Genomic DNA, 15,650 nt, shown 5'->3' with positions numbered 1-15,650 from the left:
GACCTATTGAAAATTGCGTCCCTTGGGCATGACCTTCTCCGCCTTTCCCAATAATTCCGCTTGCGCGGTGCTATCGGACTGGTCCTCCTCTGGGCCGCTCGAAGGCTCATCCGCAGGCCTTGCCTGCTCAAGCAGCACCGACAGCCACGGCGTCAGATCCTCGACCTTCTCGGCGACGATATGGATAACGTCCGATTCCGATTGCAGCTTGCCGGTGACGCGGATGAGACGCGCGCCCATGACGATGGGGCGGAAGCGGTCAAAAGTCCTTTCCCAGAAAATGATGTTGGCGACCGCATTCTCGTCTTCCAGCGTCAGGAAAATCGCCTTGCCATTGCCCGGCCGCTGCCGCACCAGCACGAGGCCGGCGACCGAAACGCGCCGGCCGTCCCGCACCTGGCCGAGCCGCACATTGGGCGTGACGCCGGAACGATCCAGCCTTTGACGCAGGAAGGCGACCGGGTGCGCCTTCAGCGACAGGCCAAGCGAGCGGTAGTCGTGGACGACGTGCTCGCCGAGCGGCATTGTCGGGAGCCTGGTTGCAGGCTCCAGATCGCGCAAGCGGATCGCCGGCTGGTCGAACAGCGGCAGCTTTTCGGCGGCACTCTTGCCGTCGAGCGCGCGGACCGCCCATAGAGCGTCGCGACGGTTCAATCCAAGCGACCGGAAAGCGTCGGCCTGCGCCAGTTTTTCGATCTCGTCGACGTTGAGGCCCGAGCGCAGCCAGACGTCGCGTACGGATGCATAGCCGGCGCCGCGCCTCGACACAAACGCTTCCATGCGCTCCTTCGACAGGCCCTTGACCTGGCGAAAGCCGAGCCGGACGGCATGGCTGGTCCGGATGACGCCGCGCATCTGGGCATGGCGGTCAAGGATACGATCCGGATCGAAAGGCGATTTCTCCAAGGCGCAATCCCAGCCGGAAAAATTGACGTCGACCTCGCGGATTTCGACGCCGTGGTCATGCGCGTCGCGGACAAGCTGGGCCGGCTGGTAAAACCCCATCGGCTGGGAATTCAGGATCGCGGCGCAGAACACGTCGGGATAGAAGGTCTTGAACCAGCAGGAGGCATAGACCAGCAGGGCGAAGGAGGCGGCGTGGCTCTCGGGAAAGCCGTATTCGCCAAAACCCTCGATCTGCTTGAAGCAGCGCTCGGCGAAGTCTTTTTCGTAGCCCTTGGCGACCATGCCGTCGACCATTCTCTTGCGGTAATTGCCGATCGTGCCGGTGCGCTTGAATGTCGCCATGGCGCGGCGCAGTTCATCGGCCTCGCCCGGCCTGAAGCCGCCAGCAACGATGGCGATCTTCATCGCCTGCTCCTGGAACAGCGGCACGCCCAGCGTCCTGCCGAGTATTTTTTCCAGTTCCGGCTTGGGATATTCGGGTTTTTCCTTGCCTTGCCGGCGGCGCAGATAAGGGTGGACCATGTCGCCTTGGATCGGGCCGGGCCGCACGATCGCCACCTCGATGACGAGGTCGTAAAAGCTTTTCGGCCGCAGCCGCGGCAGCATCGACATCTGCGCGCGCGATTCGATCTGGAAGACGCCGATCGTGTCGGCACGGCAGATCATGTCGTAGACATGCTTGTCCTCGGCAGGCAGAGTGGCCAGCACATAGGGCAGGCCGTACTCGTCCCGCGCCTGCGGATAATGATCCTGGAGCAGGGTGAAGGCGCGCTGCAGGCAGGTCAGCATGCCGAGCGCCAGCACGTCCACTTTGAGGATTTTCACCGCGTCGAGATCGTCCTTGTCCCACTCGACCATCTTGCGCTCGTCCATCGCCGTCTTGACGATGGGCACGATCTCGTCGAGCCGGTCCCGGGTGATGACGAAACCGCCAACATGCTGCGACAAATGACGGGGAAAGCCCATGATCTCGTTGGCGCATTCGATCACATGCCTTGTCGATGGATCAGTCTGATCGAGGCCGCCGGCCTTTGTCTCCTTTTCGCCAAGCTCCGAGGTCGACCAGCCCCAGATCGAACTGGACAGCGCGCCCCGGACGTCGTCCGACAGGCCCATCGCCTTGGCCACTTCGCGCATCGCCGAGCGGCCCCGGTAGCTGACGACGGCGGCGGCCAGCGCGGTGCGCTTCGTGCTGTATTTGGAATAGATGTACTGGATGACCTCCTCGCGCTTTTCATGCTCGAAATCGACGTCGATGTCGGGCGGCTCGTTTCTTTCCTCGGAAATGAAGCGCTCGAAAAGCGTTTCGATCTTGTCCGGGCCGACTTCGGTGATGCCAATGCAGAAGCAGACGATCGAGTTGGCGGCAGAGCCGCGCCCCTGGCAGAGAATGTTCTGGCTGCGGGCGAATTTGACGATGTCGTGGACAGTCAGGAAATAGCGCGCGTAGTTCAGGCGCTCGATCAGAGCGAGCTCCTCCTCGATGCGCTGCGTCACAAAAGCGGGCACGCCCGAGGGGTAGCGGATGGCGGCTCCCTCCTTGGCCAGCCTTTCCAGTTCGGCCTGCGGCCCAAGACCCGATTCCGTCGGCTCGTCGGGATAGTTGTATTGCAGGTCACTGAGCGAGAAGGTCAGCTCGCCGGCAAAACGCAGCGTTTCCGCCAGCGCTTGCGGATGCCTGCGGAAAAGCCGTGCCATCTCCAGCGGCGGCTTTAAGTGACGCTCGGCATTGGCCGCCAGCTCCAGCCCCACCTCGGCGACGGGCACATTGAGGCGGATCGCCGTCAGCACGTCCTGCAGCGGGCGCCGTTCAGACGTATGGTAGAGAACATCGTTGGTCGCCATCAACGGGATGCCGGCCAGCTCCGCCATCGCCGCCGCCTGCTCGATACGGAAGCGGTCGTTGCCGCGGTAATCCGGCGAAACCGCAAGCCGCAGGTTTTCACCGAAACGATCCTTGAGCCGGCTAAGGAGTGCGAGGCTGGTTTCCGCGTCCGCCGACACATCCGGCAGTATGGCGAGCGACAGGAGATCGCCCCATTCGAGAAGATCGCTCTGTTTGAGGAGCGTCGCCCCTTTTTCGTTCTCGTCACGCAGATTGGCCTGCGTCAGCATGCGGCAGAGATGCCCCCAGCCCTTGCGATCCTGCGGGTAGGCGAGGATGTCCGGCGTGCCGTCGCAAAAAACCAGGCGGCAGCCGGGATGATAGGAAGCACCCTCCACCTTGGCCTGCTGCCAGGCGCGCACCACGCCCGCCACCGTGTTGCGGTCGGCGAGACCGATCGCCGAAAACCCCAGGAATTTTGCCGCGACCACCAGCTCCTCCGGTTTCGACGCACCGCGCAGAAACGAGAAGTTCGACTGGATGCCGAATTCGGCATAGGGGTTGGCCGTCAGCGCATTCATGCGAAGATCCCATGCATGAACCAGCGCGGCGAGGGCTGCGAGGCGCCGTAAAGGCCCTGGCGATAGAGCCAGTAACGGCGGCCGTCGGCATCCTCGATGCGGAAATAATCCCGGGTCGGGGCATCTTCTCGTCCCGCCGCCCCTCGCCACCATTCCGGCGCGATGCGCTCCGGCCCTTCGGCGCGCGCGACCCGATAGAGCGCGCGCCGCCAGCGGAAGTTCAAAGGCGGGCCTTCCGGCATTTCGGTGGCCGGCACCTCGATCGGCTCGGGCGAACGGAAAAGCCGGATCGGCCGTTCCGGCTGGAAGACAGTCGTGGGAGCGTCCTTCGCCTTGTCCGGCTGCTTCGGCGGCGAGCTTCTCTGCGGCGCTTCCGTGAAGGGAAGGGTGGCGACGGCGCGCTCCGGCAAATGGCTCTCGACGGCGACCGGCTTCAAGACCGCGCCTTCGCCGAGCCGGGCGCGAATGCGGTCGGCAAAAAGCGCGATATCGGCACCGTCGTCGCTCGTCTCGCCGGCAAGGTCGGCCTGCTGCATGTCGAAGGCGGCGGCGGTCAGCACCGAAAGGCGCACGAGATCGAAGCCGTAGCCGGCGTCGATATCCTGTTCGAGCACGGCAAGCCTTTCGTGGAACAATTTCTGGATCAGCCGCGGCTCGCGCAGAGGCCGCGAGGTGCCGACGGCGATGCGGCTGACGCCGCCATCGACGCGGAAAAGCAGCAGCGCCAGCCGCCTTGCGCCCTCGCCGCGACGCTCGAGGTCGCTCTTCAAGGTGGTCGCCAGCATGCCGGTCAGCCGCTCGATGTCCTCGGTCAGCATGATCGGCTCGGCAAGGTGACGCTCGACCGAAAGCGGTGCCACCGGCAGGCGCGGCGACACGGCCTCCTCGAGGCGGCCAAGCGCCTGGTCGAGGCGCAAGAGCAGCGATGCGCCGAAGCGGCGGGCCAGCGGCGCGCGCGGTGCCGCCATGACAGCGCCCGCCGTGCGCAGGCCGACGCTTTCGAGGCTGGCGCGTACCTCCGGGTCGATGCGCAGCGCCGCCAGCGGCAAGGGCGCGAGAAGCGCTTCCTCCTCACCATCGGGCACGATGCGGTCGCCAGCAAACCGCGCAGCCGCCCAGGCAGCACCAGGCGTGGCGGCAAGCCCGGCGTGGACATCGAAGCCCTGATGGAAAAAACGCGACAGGATATCGTCCAGCATCGAGCGTTCGCCGCCGAAAAGATGGGTGCAGCCGGTGACGTCGAGATAGAGGCCGTCGGTCCCGTCAAGCGCCACCAGCGGGGTGTAGCGGTCGCACCAGTCGGCGAGGCCTTCGAGCAGGCGCCGGTCGGCCTCCGGATCGGCCTCCACGATGTCGATCGAGGGATGCATGGCGCGTGCGTCGGCTATGCCCATGCCGCGCTTCAGATTAAGCGCCTCAGCCCGTTCGTCGAGGGCGGCGATGCGCTGGGTGTTCCCTTGGCGATGGCTGATCACCAGCGGCAGGTGATCCGACGGCCGGGAACGCCAGGACCGCCCCAGATGCTGCCGCAGGATCCTCTCGGCGGCGAGATGCGGAAACCACAGGGATAGGATTCTTTGGCCGTTCTGGGGCCCATTCCTGAGACCTTCCTTGCTCGCCCCGTCTTTCTTCGAATATGCGTTCATCGGGGTTCCACTCCAGTGTGAATTTTCCGGGCAAGGCCGTGCGGCTCTTGCCGATGGCGACGGTGAAGGCGGGCCGGCCGATCGAGCCGGCGAGCGGCCCGGCAAGCGTCTTACGCGTTGCCGCCGGTGCCGCCGACAGGATGAGGCGGACGGGCGCTGCCGTCGGTTCGGGCTCGCCGGCCTGGCGCAGCAGGAACAGCGGCCGGCCCGCACTCTGCGCGCGGGCGTGCAGCCGCCGCGTCGCGGTGAGGTCAAGCCGCTGCGGGCTGCCGCGGATTTCGAGGATGACGGCGGCCAGTGCCGTCATCCGGGCAGCCTCCTCGGCGATCCACAGCGCATCGAGCAGCCTTGGCGCCTCGGAAAACAGCAATTGCTCCGGCTCGATGCCGAAGAAGGCGTGAAGCCCCCTGGCATAGGGAAAGCCGGCCTCGCGGAAAACCTCGGATGTGCCGATCCACAGCACCGGCAATCGCGGCCCCTGGCTGAGGATCAGGCTGACGAGCGACAAGGCAAAACCGGCAACGGCCCCGGCATCGCGGGTCGCGGCGCCATGAAACTCGCTCACCGCCGCCTTCGGCAGGCCGCCGCTCAGCGCAGCATCGAGGCGCTCGGCGCCGGTGCGCAAAAACGCATCGGGCGGCGCCACGGCGAGGCCGCGCCGGACAATGGTCAGATTCCGAGCGGGTGTCGGATGCCGAGAGGGTGTCAGACTCTGACGAGGGACATCCGCGTCAAACGACGAACTGGCCGGCGCCTCCAGGCGCTCGGGCAAGGTCCCTTCGATCTTCGCGATCTGGCGGCGCAGGGCAAAAACAGTCTCCCGCGCCACGGCGGTCATCGCCATGACGATCAGCTTCCACTCACAATTGTTCCTGTTATGTTCCCTATAGATTCCAGAGGCCGCCCGAAGAGTCAAGCGGAGTCATGGGGAATTTATTCCTGTAGTGGGGCATGGCACGGGCGCTCCAGCCCCGCTATTTGCCGAGTCCGGCCTGAAAGCCTATATGCCGGGATCAAAGGACAAAGCATGGCTCGCATCTACCAAACACGCATCTGGCACGACCAGCTTTCGCCAACGATGGAGGAAATCGAGCTCCTGGCGCTGGAGGCCTATGCCCATCTGCCGGAGGACTTTCGCAAGTTGACCGGCGAGATCGTCATTCAGATCGCCGAATTCCCGACCGACGAGATCATGGACGACCTTTCGCTGGAAACGCCCTTCGACCTGCTCGGCCTGTTCGAGGGGCGCGGCATCGCCGAGCGCTGGAATCCGCAGACCGGCGAGGGGCCGAACCGCATCACGCTCTATCGTCGCGCCATCCTCGACTATTGGGCCGAGAACGAGGAAACGCTGGGCGACATCGTCACCCATGTGCTGATCCACGAGATCGGCCACCATTTCGGCCTTTCGGACGACGATATGGAGAAGATCGAAGAGGCAGCAGAGTGAGCGACCCCGCTCCTCGTCATCCTGGGGCGGAGCAAGGAGCGAAGCGACGCGGCGCAGACCCCAGGATCCATGCCGTGATAGTGATGCAGTGCGCCGGCGGTGCAGAACCGAACGCTCATCATCCCGTTCTGGGTAACGGGGCTATCCCGATCGGTGGTAGATCACACTAATCCTGATCCGCCGTGCCCTTCGGCAGAGGTAACGGCATGGATCCTAGGGTACTCCGCGACGTCGCTTCGCGACTGCTACGCCCTAGGATGACGAAGGACGAGCGCTTCAGCGAACCTCCCTACCAGTCGCTGAGCTTGGTGTCGGGGCCGTATTCCTGGCCCTCGATGTCCTTCACCACCGCCTGGCCGCAGCGCATGGTCTCGGCCTCCTTGTCATAGGCATAGGTCGGCGAGCCGAACAGGTGCCAGCCCTTGTTCAGCGCCGCCGTCACCTTGTGGCAGAAGCTGGCATCGTCCGGGCCGGACAGAAAGCGGTAGAGTTTCATTCTTCAATCCTGTCGTCAGTTACGTTAGTCATGCGCGAACAGCGGCGGCCTTCGCCAGCAGTTTTTCGGCCTGCGCCAGATGCAGCCGCTCGACCATCTTGCCGTTCAGCGCAACTACCGCCCTACCGATATTTTCGGCGAGCGCGAAGGCATCCTTGACCGCGCGCGCCTCGGCTATTGCTTCGGGCGACGGTGCAAAGGCGCGGTTCGCGGCTTCGATCTGGGCCGGATGGATCAGCGACTTGCCGTCAAAACCCATGGCGGCCGCTTCCGTGCACTCGCGCGCAAACCCGTCCATATCGCGAAAATCATTGAAGACGCCATCGAGCAGGTCGAGGCCGCCGGCACGCGCGGCGAGCACCATTTGCATCAGCCATGGAACGAGATAGCGCCGATCGGGCGTGGCGAGAATTCCGGTGTCCTTGACCAGGTCGTTCGTTCCGGCAACGAAACAAGCCAGTCGAGAGGCCGGATCGCGGCCCAGCTCGGCAATCGGCCCGATATTGAGCAGCGCCTTGGGCGTCTCGATCATCGCCCACAGCTTGACTTCGTCGGCGATAAAATTGTCGTCGAGCACGTCGCCGGCCTCGAGAATGTCGCGCGGCGTGTCGACCTTGGGCAGCAGGATGGCGTCGGGCGTGCATTTTGCCGCGGCCAGCAGGTCGGCGCCGCCCTATTCGCTCGACAGCGCATTGATGCGCACCACCATCTCGCAGCGCCGGTTGGAACGGCCGGCGAAAATCGCCGCCAGTTTTTCGCGCGCGGAAGACTTGTCGGCCGGGGCGACGGCGTCCTCGAGATCGATGACGACGGTATCGCAGGCCAGCGATTGGATCTTGGCCAGCGCCTTGTCGTTCGAAGCCGGGACGTAAAGCACCGAGCGGCGCGGGCGGTAGCTTTCGCTGGTCATCTCCGATCTATGCCGTCTGCAGCCGGCCGAGGCAAGCCGTGCATAAAAACTGCACGCAATTTCGGAAAATCTCCTCGTCTCCGCCCCGCTTGCCACCCGACCGAATGCGACAAGGGCGGCATGCAAGAGCAAACGAACTCCCGTTGGTCCCTGCCGTACCGGCTTCGCCGCGAAAGCTGGTGGCTCGTCGATCCGCCCCGGACTTCGGTAAACCTCCTCCCTTTCGTCCGGAAATCCCCGCCCACCGGCCGCATCAAAGCCGCCGAGAAAGCCCGATCATGATAGTATTCCTCTCGGCGGCGCCGAGCTATTGCAACCGCTTCGGCGTTGCCGTCCTGCTCGCCGCGCTGGCCGATTTTTTCTTCTATGGCCAACCGGCGGGCATCACGCTTTTCCTGTTCGGCGTTGCGATTGCCGCAGCGAGCATGGCTGTCCATCCTCTCGGTGCCTTCAACGATGGCAGGTTCTGGTTCAAGCCGGTTGCGCTGTTTATGGCGCTGCTGCCGCTTGTGGAAAATGTCAGCGCACTGTCCGTCTCGATCGCGCTGGCGGCGACGGCCATCTTCGCGCTTTCACTGGTCGGACGGTTGCGGCGCGGCCTTGCCCGTATTGCCGGCCAACTCTCGCTGTTCCTGCTTGCAACGCCATTTCGGCTCGTCCTTGATTTCTTCCGCTGGCGCAGGGCGGCGCGGCGGCTTGGCCGGCGGCGCGTGCGCCTTGGTTCTCGCTGATCGACCTGATGGCACTGCTCGAACTCGTCCAGCTGCCACGTCTCGCCTTCTGGCTGTTCGTGCTTGCCTGCGTCTGGGCCTTTCTGCGGCCGCGCCTGCCGCGCTTTCTCCGCCGCCGCAGGGTGTCGCCAGCCAGCGCACCGGCGACGCCGGCCACCAGGACCACCATCGAGGACATCGTCTTCGGCAAGGCCGCTATCCTCCGCGCGCTCGTCGTCTTCAACATCCTGTTCGCGGTGCAGAGCGCACTCGACGCCACCTATCTGTGAGGCGGCATCGCGCTTCCCGACGGGCTGACCTATGCCGCCTACGCGCATCGCGGCGCCTATCCGCTGATCGTCACGGCGCTGCTGGCCGCCGGCTTCGTGCTGGCGGCGCTGCGGCCGGGAAGTGCGACCTCCGGCGATCCGCTCATCCGCCGGCTGGTTTATGCCTGGGTGGCGCAGAACATCCTCCTGGTGATCTCGTCGATCCTGCGGCTCGATCTCTATATCGGTATCTATGCGCTGACCTATTGGCGTGTCGCTGCGTTCGTCTGGATGGGGCTGGTGGCGGCGGGCCTTGTCCTGATCATGGCCCGCATCGCGCGCGAAAAGTCCAACGAATGGCTGCTTTCCGCCAATCTTCTGACGCTATCGGCGACGCTCTATGCCTGCTCGTTCATCAACTTTGCCGCGCTGATCGCCAACTACAATGTCGACCATTGCTTCGAAATGACCGGCCAAGGCACCCAGCTCGACGTCTGGTACCTGCGCTCGCTCGGGCCCGGCGCCTTGCCGGCGGTCGATCGCTTCGTCCAGCACCAGAGCAGGACGGTTTCCGCGGAGGATGCCTCCATCCGCGAACTCGCCGGCTGGTATGCACAGGACGAAGCACGCTTCCGCGCCGGCCAGGAAAACTGGCGGGGCTGGAGCTTTCGTGACTGGCGGCTCAACCGCGCCCTCGACAGGCGTGGCCCGTTCGTGGTTCCTCCGATGTCCGAACCCTTCATGCCGGGCCGCTGATTTGATGCCGCACCACATACTGGTCGCCGACGACGACCCGCACATTCGCGAAATCATCTGCTTCGCGCTGGAAAAGGCCGGCATGAAAACGCTGGCGGTGCCGGACGGCGCGGCTGCCTTGCAGGCGATAGAGCGCCATGCGCCCGATCTCGTCGTGCTCGACATCGGCATGCCGGAAATGGACGGGCTGGAAGTGTGCCGGCGGCTGCGCCACACATCCGACCTGCCGGTGCTGTTCCTGTCCGCGCGGGATGAAGAGATCGACCGCGTCCTCGGGCTGGAGATGGGCGGCGATGATTATGTCACCAAGCCGTTCAGCCCGCGCGAGCTGGTCGCCCGCGTCAACGTCATTCTGCGCCGCGCGCGGCCCACGCCGGAACCAGCCGACGACCGGCAATTCTCGCATGGCAGACTGTTGCTGGTTCCGGCAAGCCATACAGCCAGCTTCGACGGCAAGCCGCTGGCGCTGACGTCGATCGAATTCGCGATCCTGAAAGGCTTTTTGGCGCGGCCGGCGTATGTGCTTGGCCGCGACATGGTGATGGCCAACGCCTATGCGGCCAATATCCATGTCGCAGACCGCACCGTCGACAGCCATATCCGCAATATCCGCGCCAAGCTAGCGGCCGTCGGCTGCGTCGATGCGATCGAGACCGTGCACGGCGTCGGTTTTCGGCTGGGCGGATGCGGCGCGTGAGCGCCCAAGGACTGATTGGCAGCAAATGGCGGCCTCGCCTCGCCACGGTCGTCATCGCCATCCTGATCATGGTGATGGCGCTGCCGCTGGCCGGCCTGTTTTTCTTCCGGCTCTACGAGAACCAGCTGATCCGGCAGACCGAGGCCGAGCTGATCGCCCAAGGCGCCGCCCTTGGCGCGATCTATGCGCAAGAGGTTCGCGAGGCCGGCATTGCCCCGGAAAAGCTAGGCGCACCCGTGCCTTCACCCAACACCAGCGATCGGGCCTCTCCCTACCAGCCGATCGAACCGGGCCTCGATCTTGCGTCCGACGGGATCCTGCCGACCCGGCCCGCGGCCACCGCGGCCAGCGCCGATCCCGCCTTCGCTTCAATCGGCGCACGCCTGTCGGGCATTCTTGCCGAGACGCAGAAGACCACGCTCGCCGGCTTCCGGCTGCTCGATCCCAGAGGCGTGGTCATCGCCGGCCGTGAGGAGGCCGGCCTGTCGCTCGCGGCTGTCGAAGAGGTTCGCGCAGCGCTTGCCGGCCGCTACGCCAGCGCGCTCAGGCTGCGGGTTCCCGACCAGCCGTCGCCGCCGCTCTATTCGGTCAGCCGCGGCACCAAGGTTCGCGTCTTTGTCGCCATGCCGGTTGCGGTCTCCGGCAAGGTCGCCGGCGTCGTCTATCTGTCGCGGACGCCGAACAACATCGTCAAGCATCTCTATGGCGAGCGCGGCAAGGTGGCGCTGGCGGCAATCGCCATCCTCGGCGGCGCGCTGCTGATCGGGCTGGTCTTCCTGCGCGCCGTCAGCCGTCCGATCTATGCGCTGATGGAACGCACGAAACGCATCGCCGCCGGCGACCGCGCGGCGATCAGGCCGCTCGATCACCACGGCACGCGCGAAATGGGTGAACTCTCTGCTGCTTTCCTCGACATGGCCGAAAAGCTGCACGCACGCTCCGACGGCATCCAGACCTTTGCCACCCACGTCTCGCACGAGCTCAAATCGCCGCTGACGGCGATCCAGGGGGCCGCCGAACTGCTGCGCGATTCAGGCAGCGCGATGGACGAGGCCGAGCGGCGGCGGTTTTCGGACAATATCGTCACCGATGCCGGCCGGCTCAATCTGCTGGTGCGCCGCCTGCTCGACCTGGCGCGCGCCGAAAATCTCGAGCCCAGCGGCGAAAGCACGTCGCTCACTGCTGCGCTGGCGCTGCTGCCGGCCGACGACAGGCTGGCGGTGCGCGTCGAGGCGGGCACCGAGATCGGGCTGCGCATATCGGCCGAAAACGCGGCGATCGTGCTGGCCAATCTCATCGACAATTCGGCGCGGCACGGCACGACGCTGGTATCGGTCACAGCCGCAAAAGCAGACGGCAAGGCCACCATCGTGGTCGCTGACGACGGCGCCGGCATCTCGCCCAGCAACCGAGGCCGCATCTTCGAGCCGTTCTTCACCACGCGCCGCGATTCCGGCGGCACCGGCATGGGCCTCGGCATCGTGCTGGCCCTCCTGAAAGCGCATGATGGCACGATCCGGCTGGTTGACTCGGCGAGCGGCACGCGCTTCGAGATCATCCTGCCGGCGGCGTGACTCGGCGGTTCAGATCGGAAGGGCCAAAAGGTGCATTACGACATCGTCATCATCGGCGGAGCCATCGTCGGCTCCTCGGTCGCCTATTATCTGCGCGAGGAAGGGTTTTCGGGCTCGATCGCGCTTGTCGAGCGCGACCCGCAATTTTCCCGCGCCGCGACCACGCTGTCCTGCGCCTCCATCCGCCAGCAGTTCTCGATCCCGGAAAACATCCGGCTGTCGCAATTCACGCTGAAACTGTTCCGGCGGCTCAGGGAAGAGTTTGGCGCGGACGCCGATATCGGCTTTCGCGAAGGCGGCTACCTCATCCTTGCCGGCGAGAACGGGCTGCCGATCCTGCGGGCCAACCACGAGGCGCAGATGGCCGAGGGCGCCGACATCGTGCTCGAGGATGCCGAGGCGCTCGTCCGCCGCTTTCCGTGGCTGTCGGTCGAGGGCATTTCCGCCGGCGCCTATGGCCGCAGCGGCGAAGGCTGGTTCGACGCGCATGCGATGCTGATGCTGTTCCGCAAGGCACTGCGAAGCAAGAACATCGATTTCATCACAGCGTCGGTGACCGGTATCGAGCGGCAGGGGAAGCGCGTCGCCGGTGTGACCCTCGACAATGGCGAGCGGCTCGAGGCCGGCACCGTCGTTAACGCCGCCGGGCCGAATGCCGGCAAGGTGGCAGCAATGGCCGGGCTGGCGCTGCCGGTGGAGCCGCGCAAGCGCAATGTCTTCGTCTTCGAGGCGCGCGAAAAATATGACGACATGCCGCTGCTGGTCGACCCGAGCGGCATCTATGTCCGGCCGGAGGGCTCGGTCTACATCACCGGCGGCGCCGAGCCGGAAGAGGGCGAAGGACCGGCCGACCCCGCCGACTTCGACCCCGACTGGCCGCTGTTCGAAGAGGTGATCTGGCCGGTGCTGGCGACCCGCATTCCGGCCTTCGAGGCGATCAAGCCGACGCGCGCCTGGGTCGGCCATTACGACTACAATACGCTCGACCAGAACGCGGTGATCGGCCCGCACCCGGAGGTCGGCAATTTCCTCTTCGCCAACGGTTTTTCCGGCCACGGCTTGCAGCAGGCTCCGGCGGTCGGCAAGGCGCTGGCCGAACTGATCGTGCATGGCGGCTATCGCACGGTGGATTGCTCGGCGTTCGGGTACAGCCGGATCGCCGACGGGCGGCCGTTTCGGGAATTGAATGTAATTTAACGCTGGCGCGAAGGGATGCTACCGTTGCTTGGTGGATTGAGCCGCCACCAAGCCGCCCGTACCAAGATACGCCTGAAGCCAGCCCAGCACCCGGGCCCAGCCTTCGGCATGCTTCGTTGCGGCAGCAGCGAGGCCGGCGAAGCCGCCATGGCAGATGGTGACGCGTGTGCCGCCGGCGATCGGCTCCAGCAGCCAGGCGACTTTGGTTTCGCGGCGGCCAAGCGTCGGATGGTCCCAGTCGTATCTCCGCGTCTGCACGATCCGGCGCGGCTCTTCGATCTCCAGGAATTCGCCGCTGGCGGGCAGGTGTCTGCCGGCCGCCGTCTCGACGGTGACGCTCCAGCGGCCGCCGACGCGGAGGTCGGCCGCCCATCCGGTCATCCGGTAGGTCCTGGCGGACCCCCACCAGCGCTCGACCTCGCGTGTAACGAGCGCGTCAAATATCCGCTCGGGCGGCGCGCGAACATCGGCGCTCGCCGTGACGGTCTCGCCATTGGTCATGCTGTGCACCGCGGAACCGTGCATCACCTGTCCTCCAGAAACGTTTCGCTATCGAAACAACCTCAAGCCTTCGACGCCGGGCGCGACAGGCCTTTGCCGGTTTCGAGCAGGCTCTTCAGGCTGGACAGGATGAGCGGCCAGCCGTTCGCCACATGGCCAAGCAGCTTGTGCGGTCCATCGGCTTCGTGTGTGATGGCGAGCTTCATCATCTCGCCCTCCTGCTCGAGGGCGAAGGTGCAGCGTGTGTAGCCGTCCGCCTTGACCTCGGGCATGAACTCGTTGCGCCATTTGAGCACGATGCGCTTGGGTGGATCGATCTCGAGGACCTCGCCGCTGTCGGTGACCCGGCCGTCGGTGTAAACCATCTTCCACGCCGAACCTTGTTTCCAGTCGCTTAGCATCTGAGCGCCGAGGAAATATTGCCGCTGGAACTCCGGCGCGGTCAGTGCTTGCCAGAGTTTTTCGGGCGAAGTGCGGATGTAGGTGACATAAACGAAAATGTTGCTCATCAGTCTTCCCTTTCGAGACGTTTCTTCAAATCGCCGAGGGCGCCCAGTCGCCCCCGCTCGAATTTGCCGATCCAGCGTTCGGCGATCTCGTTGATGGGAACGGGATTCAGATAATGTTGCTTCTCGCGTCCCTTGCGGATGGTGGCGACGAGGTTTGCTTCTTCCAGGATCGCCAGATGCTTGGTCACCGCCTGGCGCGTCATGTCCATCTCACCGCACAGCGCGTTCAGCGTCTGCCCGTTCCTGGCATGAAGGCTGTCCAGCAATCGCCGGCGTGTCGGGTCGGCCAAGGCGCGAAAGACAGCATCCATGCTCATGACTCTAATATGCAACCATTTGGTTGCATGTCAAGAGGCAGAATGCGCGGGTTGAGGTCGCTGGGAGTGGATTTCAGCGCTTGCGGCCGAACCAGAATGCGTTGGGCATGCGCTCCATGCCGATACGCTCATAGAAGCCGACGGCGTCGGGTATGGAGATCAGGCTGATGGCAACGGAAGGTCCGAGTTGCCGGCGTGCCTCATCCATCAGGCCCTTGCCGATACCCAGCCCTTGCGCCGATGCAGAAACAGCGAGCTCGGAGATATAGCAGACCCAGGAAAAGTCGGTGATGCCGCGAGCGACACCAACCAGCGGTTTGCCCGGTGCATCGATGCGCGCGGTGAGCACCAGGTCGGCACTCGTGAGCATCGCCTTCAAACGGGCATGATCATCGACGGGCCGTGTCTCGCCGAGGCCGGATTCCACCAGAACGCGGCGGAACTCGGCGATGCCGAGGCCCGGTTCGCTGGCGTAAAGGATCGTGGATCGCGTTGTCATGTCGACAAAAGTGCACCATGGGCAGGTGGTTTTGAAGCTGTTTTGTACCGAACTTGTGTTTCGATCGACGACGGAAGTCCAAAAACAGCCGTCTTTTATTTGCCCGCGGCATTGTGTAAACCGGGCGCCAGCAATTCCCCGCAACGAGAAGAAGACGGGCAAGAACCATGGAAAAATTCACCAAGCTCACCGGTGTCGCCGCGCCGATGCCGATCGTCAATGTCGACACTGACATGATCATCCCCAAGGATTATCTCAAGACGATCAAGCGCACCGGGCTCGGCACCGGCCTGTTCGCCGAAATGCGTTACAAGGACGACGGCTCGGAAAACCCGGACTTCGTGCTCAACAAGCCGGCCTACCGCAAGGCGCAGATCCTGGTCGCCGGCGACAATTTCGGCTGCGGTTCGAGCCGGGAACATGCGCCGTGGGCGCTGCTCGATTTCGGCATCCGCTGCGTCATCTCGACCTCGTTCGCCGACATTTTCTACAACAACTGCTTCAAGAACGGCATCTTGCCGATCACCGTCAGCGCGGAAGACCTGGAGAAGCTGATGGACGATGCCTCGCGCGGTTCCAACGCGACGCTGTCGGTCGATCTCGAAGCCAAGGAAATTCGCGGGCCGGACGGGGGCGTGGTCAAGTTCGACCTCGACGAATTCAAGCGCCACTGCCTGCTCAACGGGCTCGACGATATCGGTCTGACCATGGAGAAGGCCGGCGCCATCGCTTCGTTCGAGAAGAAGAACGCTGCTGAGCGCCCCTGGGCCTGAGCGGTAGGATGACCTGGCCGCGACAGGCCGGGTT

13 protein-coding genes and 2 pseudogenes are annotated in these 15,650 nt (G+C 64.6%); 6 read left to right on the top strand and 9 right to left on the bottom strand.

Translation table 11 applies throughout. The annotated features are described in order from the left end of the window. Positions 1-3: 3 nt before the first annotated feature. The 3 genes from NKJ55_RS12945 to NKJ55_RS12935 are packed head-to-tail and all read right to left on the bottom strand — an operon-like array spanning position 4 to position 5,802. The gene (locus NKJ55_RS12945; protein WP_352450236.1) at positions 4-3,312 is read right to left on the bottom strand and encodes an error-prone DNA polymerase; all 3,309 of its coding nucleotides are present in this window, start codon (positions 3,310-3,312) and stop codon (positions 4-6) included. Continuing rightward, on the bottom strand, positions 3,309-4,787 hold the full coding sequence (locus NKJ55_RS12940) for a DUF6504 family protein (RefSeq protein ID WP_352450235.1): 1,479 nt from the start codon (positions 4,785-4,787) through the stop codon (positions 3,309-3,311). The genes NKJ55_RS12945 and NKJ55_RS12940 overlap by 4 nt, the downstream gene beginning before the upstream one ends. After that, a complete protein-coding gene (locus NKJ55_RS12935) occupies positions 4,729-5,802 on the bottom strand; it encodes an ImuA family protein (protein WP_352450234.1) in 1,074 nt (357 codons plus the stop codon). The genes NKJ55_RS12940 and NKJ55_RS12935 overlap by 59 nt, the downstream gene beginning before the upstream one ends. Before the next feature lie 183 nt (positions 5,803-5,985). Between NKJ55_RS12935 and NKJ55_RS12930 the strand changes: the two genes are divergently transcribed. Continuing rightward, positions 5,986-6,408, top strand: coding sequence for a metallopeptidase family protein (locus tag NKJ55_RS12930; RefSeq protein ID WP_023680515.1), 423 nt, complete (start codon positions 5,986-5,988; stop codon positions 6,406-6,408). A gap of 289 nt (positions 6,409-6,697) precedes the next feature. Here NKJ55_RS12930 and NKJ55_RS12925 read toward each other — a convergent pair whose 3' ends face one another. After that, a complete protein-coding gene (locus NKJ55_RS12925) occupies positions 6,698-6,904 on the bottom strand; it encodes a DUF1737 domain-containing protein (protein WP_352450233.1) in 207 nt (68 codons plus the stop codon). A gap of 28 nt (positions 6,905-6,932) precedes the next feature. Then, a pseudogene (locus NKJ55_RS12920) lies at positions 6,933-7,814 on the bottom strand (HpcH/HpaI aldolase/citrate lyase family protein). 278 nt (positions 7,815-8,092) lie between these two features. On the opposite strand from NKJ55_RS12920, the pseudogene NKJ55_RS35610 reads away from it, so the two are divergent. The 4 genes and pseudogenes from NKJ55_RS35610 to NKJ55_RS12890 all read left to right on the top strand — a co-directional run bounded on the left by NKJ55_RS35610 (position 8,093) and on the right by NKJ55_RS12890 (position 13,017). Next, positions 8,093-9,549, top strand: a pseudogene (locus NKJ55_RS35610) (DUF4153 domain-containing protein). A 4-nt stretch (positions 9,550-9,553) separates the two neighbouring features. After that, positions 9,554-10,246 (top strand): response regulator transcription factor, encoded by a 693-nt coding sequence (locus NKJ55_RS12900; RefSeq protein ID WP_352450230.1) that lies wholly within the window; start codon positions 9,554-9,556, stop codon positions 10,244-10,246. Further along, positions 10,234-11,820: an ATP-binding protein gene (locus tag NKJ55_RS12895; RefSeq protein ID WP_352450229.1), complete on the top strand. Its 1,587-nt coding sequence runs from the start codon at positions 10,234-10,236 to the stop codon at positions 11,818-11,820. Before NKJ55_RS12900 ends, NKJ55_RS12895 begins: the two co-directional genes overlap by 13 nt. Positions 11,821-11,850: 30 nt before the next feature. Then, positions 11,851-13,017, top strand: coding sequence for an NAD(P)/FAD-dependent oxidoreductase (locus NKJ55_RS12890; protein ID WP_352450228.1), 1,167 nt, complete (start codon positions 11,851-11,853; stop codon positions 13,015-13,017). Positions 13,018-13,035: 18 nt separating this feature from the next. On the opposite strand, the gene NKJ55_RS12885 is transcribed toward NKJ55_RS12890, so the two are convergent. The 4 genes from NKJ55_RS12885 to NKJ55_RS12870 form a co-directional block, all read right to left on the bottom strand. Beyond that, entirely contained in the window at positions 13,036-13,542 is a 507-nt protein-coding gene (locus NKJ55_RS12885) for an SRPBCC family protein (RefSeq protein WP_352450270.1), read from the bottom strand. Between the two features lie 38 nt (positions 13,543-13,580). After that, the gene (locus NKJ55_RS12880) at positions 13,581-14,027 is read right to left on the bottom strand and encodes an SRPBCC domain-containing protein (RefSeq protein WP_352450227.1); all 447 of its coding nucleotides are present in this window, start codon (positions 14,025-14,027) and stop codon (positions 13,581-13,583) included. Beyond that, complete coding sequence (locus NKJ55_RS12875; protein WP_352450226.1) at positions 14,027-14,338, bottom strand: ArsR/SmtB family transcription factor; 312 nt, start codon at positions 14,336-14,338, stop codon at positions 14,027-14,029. Before NKJ55_RS12875 ends, NKJ55_RS12880 begins: the two co-directional genes overlap by 1 nt. 79 nt (positions 14,339-14,417) lie before the next feature. Then, the gene (locus tag NKJ55_RS12870; RefSeq protein WP_352450225.1) at positions 14,418-14,843 is read right to left on the bottom strand and encodes a GNAT family N-acetyltransferase; all 426 of its coding nucleotides are present in this window, start codon (positions 14,841-14,843) and stop codon (positions 14,418-14,420) included. A 167-nt stretch (positions 14,844-15,010) separates the two neighbouring features. Here NKJ55_RS12870 and leuD point away from each other — a divergent pair, with 167 nt between their 5' ends. Further along, positions 15,011-15,616, top strand: a complete 606-nt coding sequence (gene leuD, locus NKJ55_RS12865; protein WP_352450224.1) for a 3-isopropylmalate dehydratase small subunit — start codon at positions 15,011-15,013, stop codon at positions 15,614-15,616. The last annotated feature ends 34 nt before the right edge of the window (positions 15,617-15,650 follow it).

It is taken from the genome of Mesorhizobium sp. M0106, from assembly GCF_040322715.1.
In the GTDB taxonomy this organism is placed as follows: Bacteria; Pseudomonadota; Alphaproteobacteria; order Rhizobiales; family Rhizobiaceae; genus Mesorhizobium.
The sequence above is the reverse complement of the archived record's forward strand: the minus strand, read 5'-3'. Positions and strand labels throughout refer to the sequence as shown.

Coding starts and splice junctions, on each gene's coding strand:
- NKJ55_RS12900 (WP_352450230.1), top strand. CDS start 9,554: ATGCCGCACCACATACTGGTCGCCGACGACGACCCGCACATTCGCGAA.
- NKJ55_RS12895 (WP_352450229.1), top strand. CDS start 10,234: ATGCGGCGCGTGAGCGCCCAAGGACTGATTGGCAGCAAATGGCGGCCT.
- NKJ55_RS12945 (WP_352450236.1), bottom strand. CDS start 3,312: ATGAATGCGCTGACGGCCAACCCCTATGCCGAATTCGGCATCCAGTCG.
- NKJ55_RS12885 (WP_352450270.1), bottom strand. CDS start 13,542: ATGCACGGTTCCGCGGTGCACAGCATGACCAATGGCGAGACCGTCACG.
- NKJ55_RS12935 (WP_352450234.1), bottom strand. CDS start 5,802: ATGGCGATGACCGCCGTGGCGCGGGAGACTGTTTTTGCCCTGCGCCGC.
- NKJ55_RS12880 (WP_352450227.1), bottom strand. CDS start 14,027: ATGAGCAACATTTTCGTTTATGTCACCTACATCCGCACTTCGCCCGAA.
- NKJ55_RS12870 (WP_352450225.1), bottom strand. CDS start 14,843: ATGACAACGCGATCCACGATCCTTTACGCCAGCGAACCGGGCCTCGGC.
- leuD (WP_352450224.1), top strand. CDS start 15,011: ATGGAAAAATTCACCAAGCTCACCGGTGTCGCCGCGCCGATGCCGATC.
- NKJ55_RS12925 (WP_352450233.1), bottom strand. CDS start 6,904: ATGAAACTCTACCGCTTTCTGTCCGGCCCGGACGATGCCAGCTTCTGC.
- NKJ55_RS12875 (WP_352450226.1), bottom strand. CDS start 14,338: ATGGATGCTGTCTTTCGCGCCTTGGCCGACCCGACACGCCGGCGATTG.
- NKJ55_RS12930 (WP_023680515.1), top strand. CDS start 5,986: ATGGCTCGCATCTACCAAACACGCATCTGGCACGACCAGCTTTCGCCA.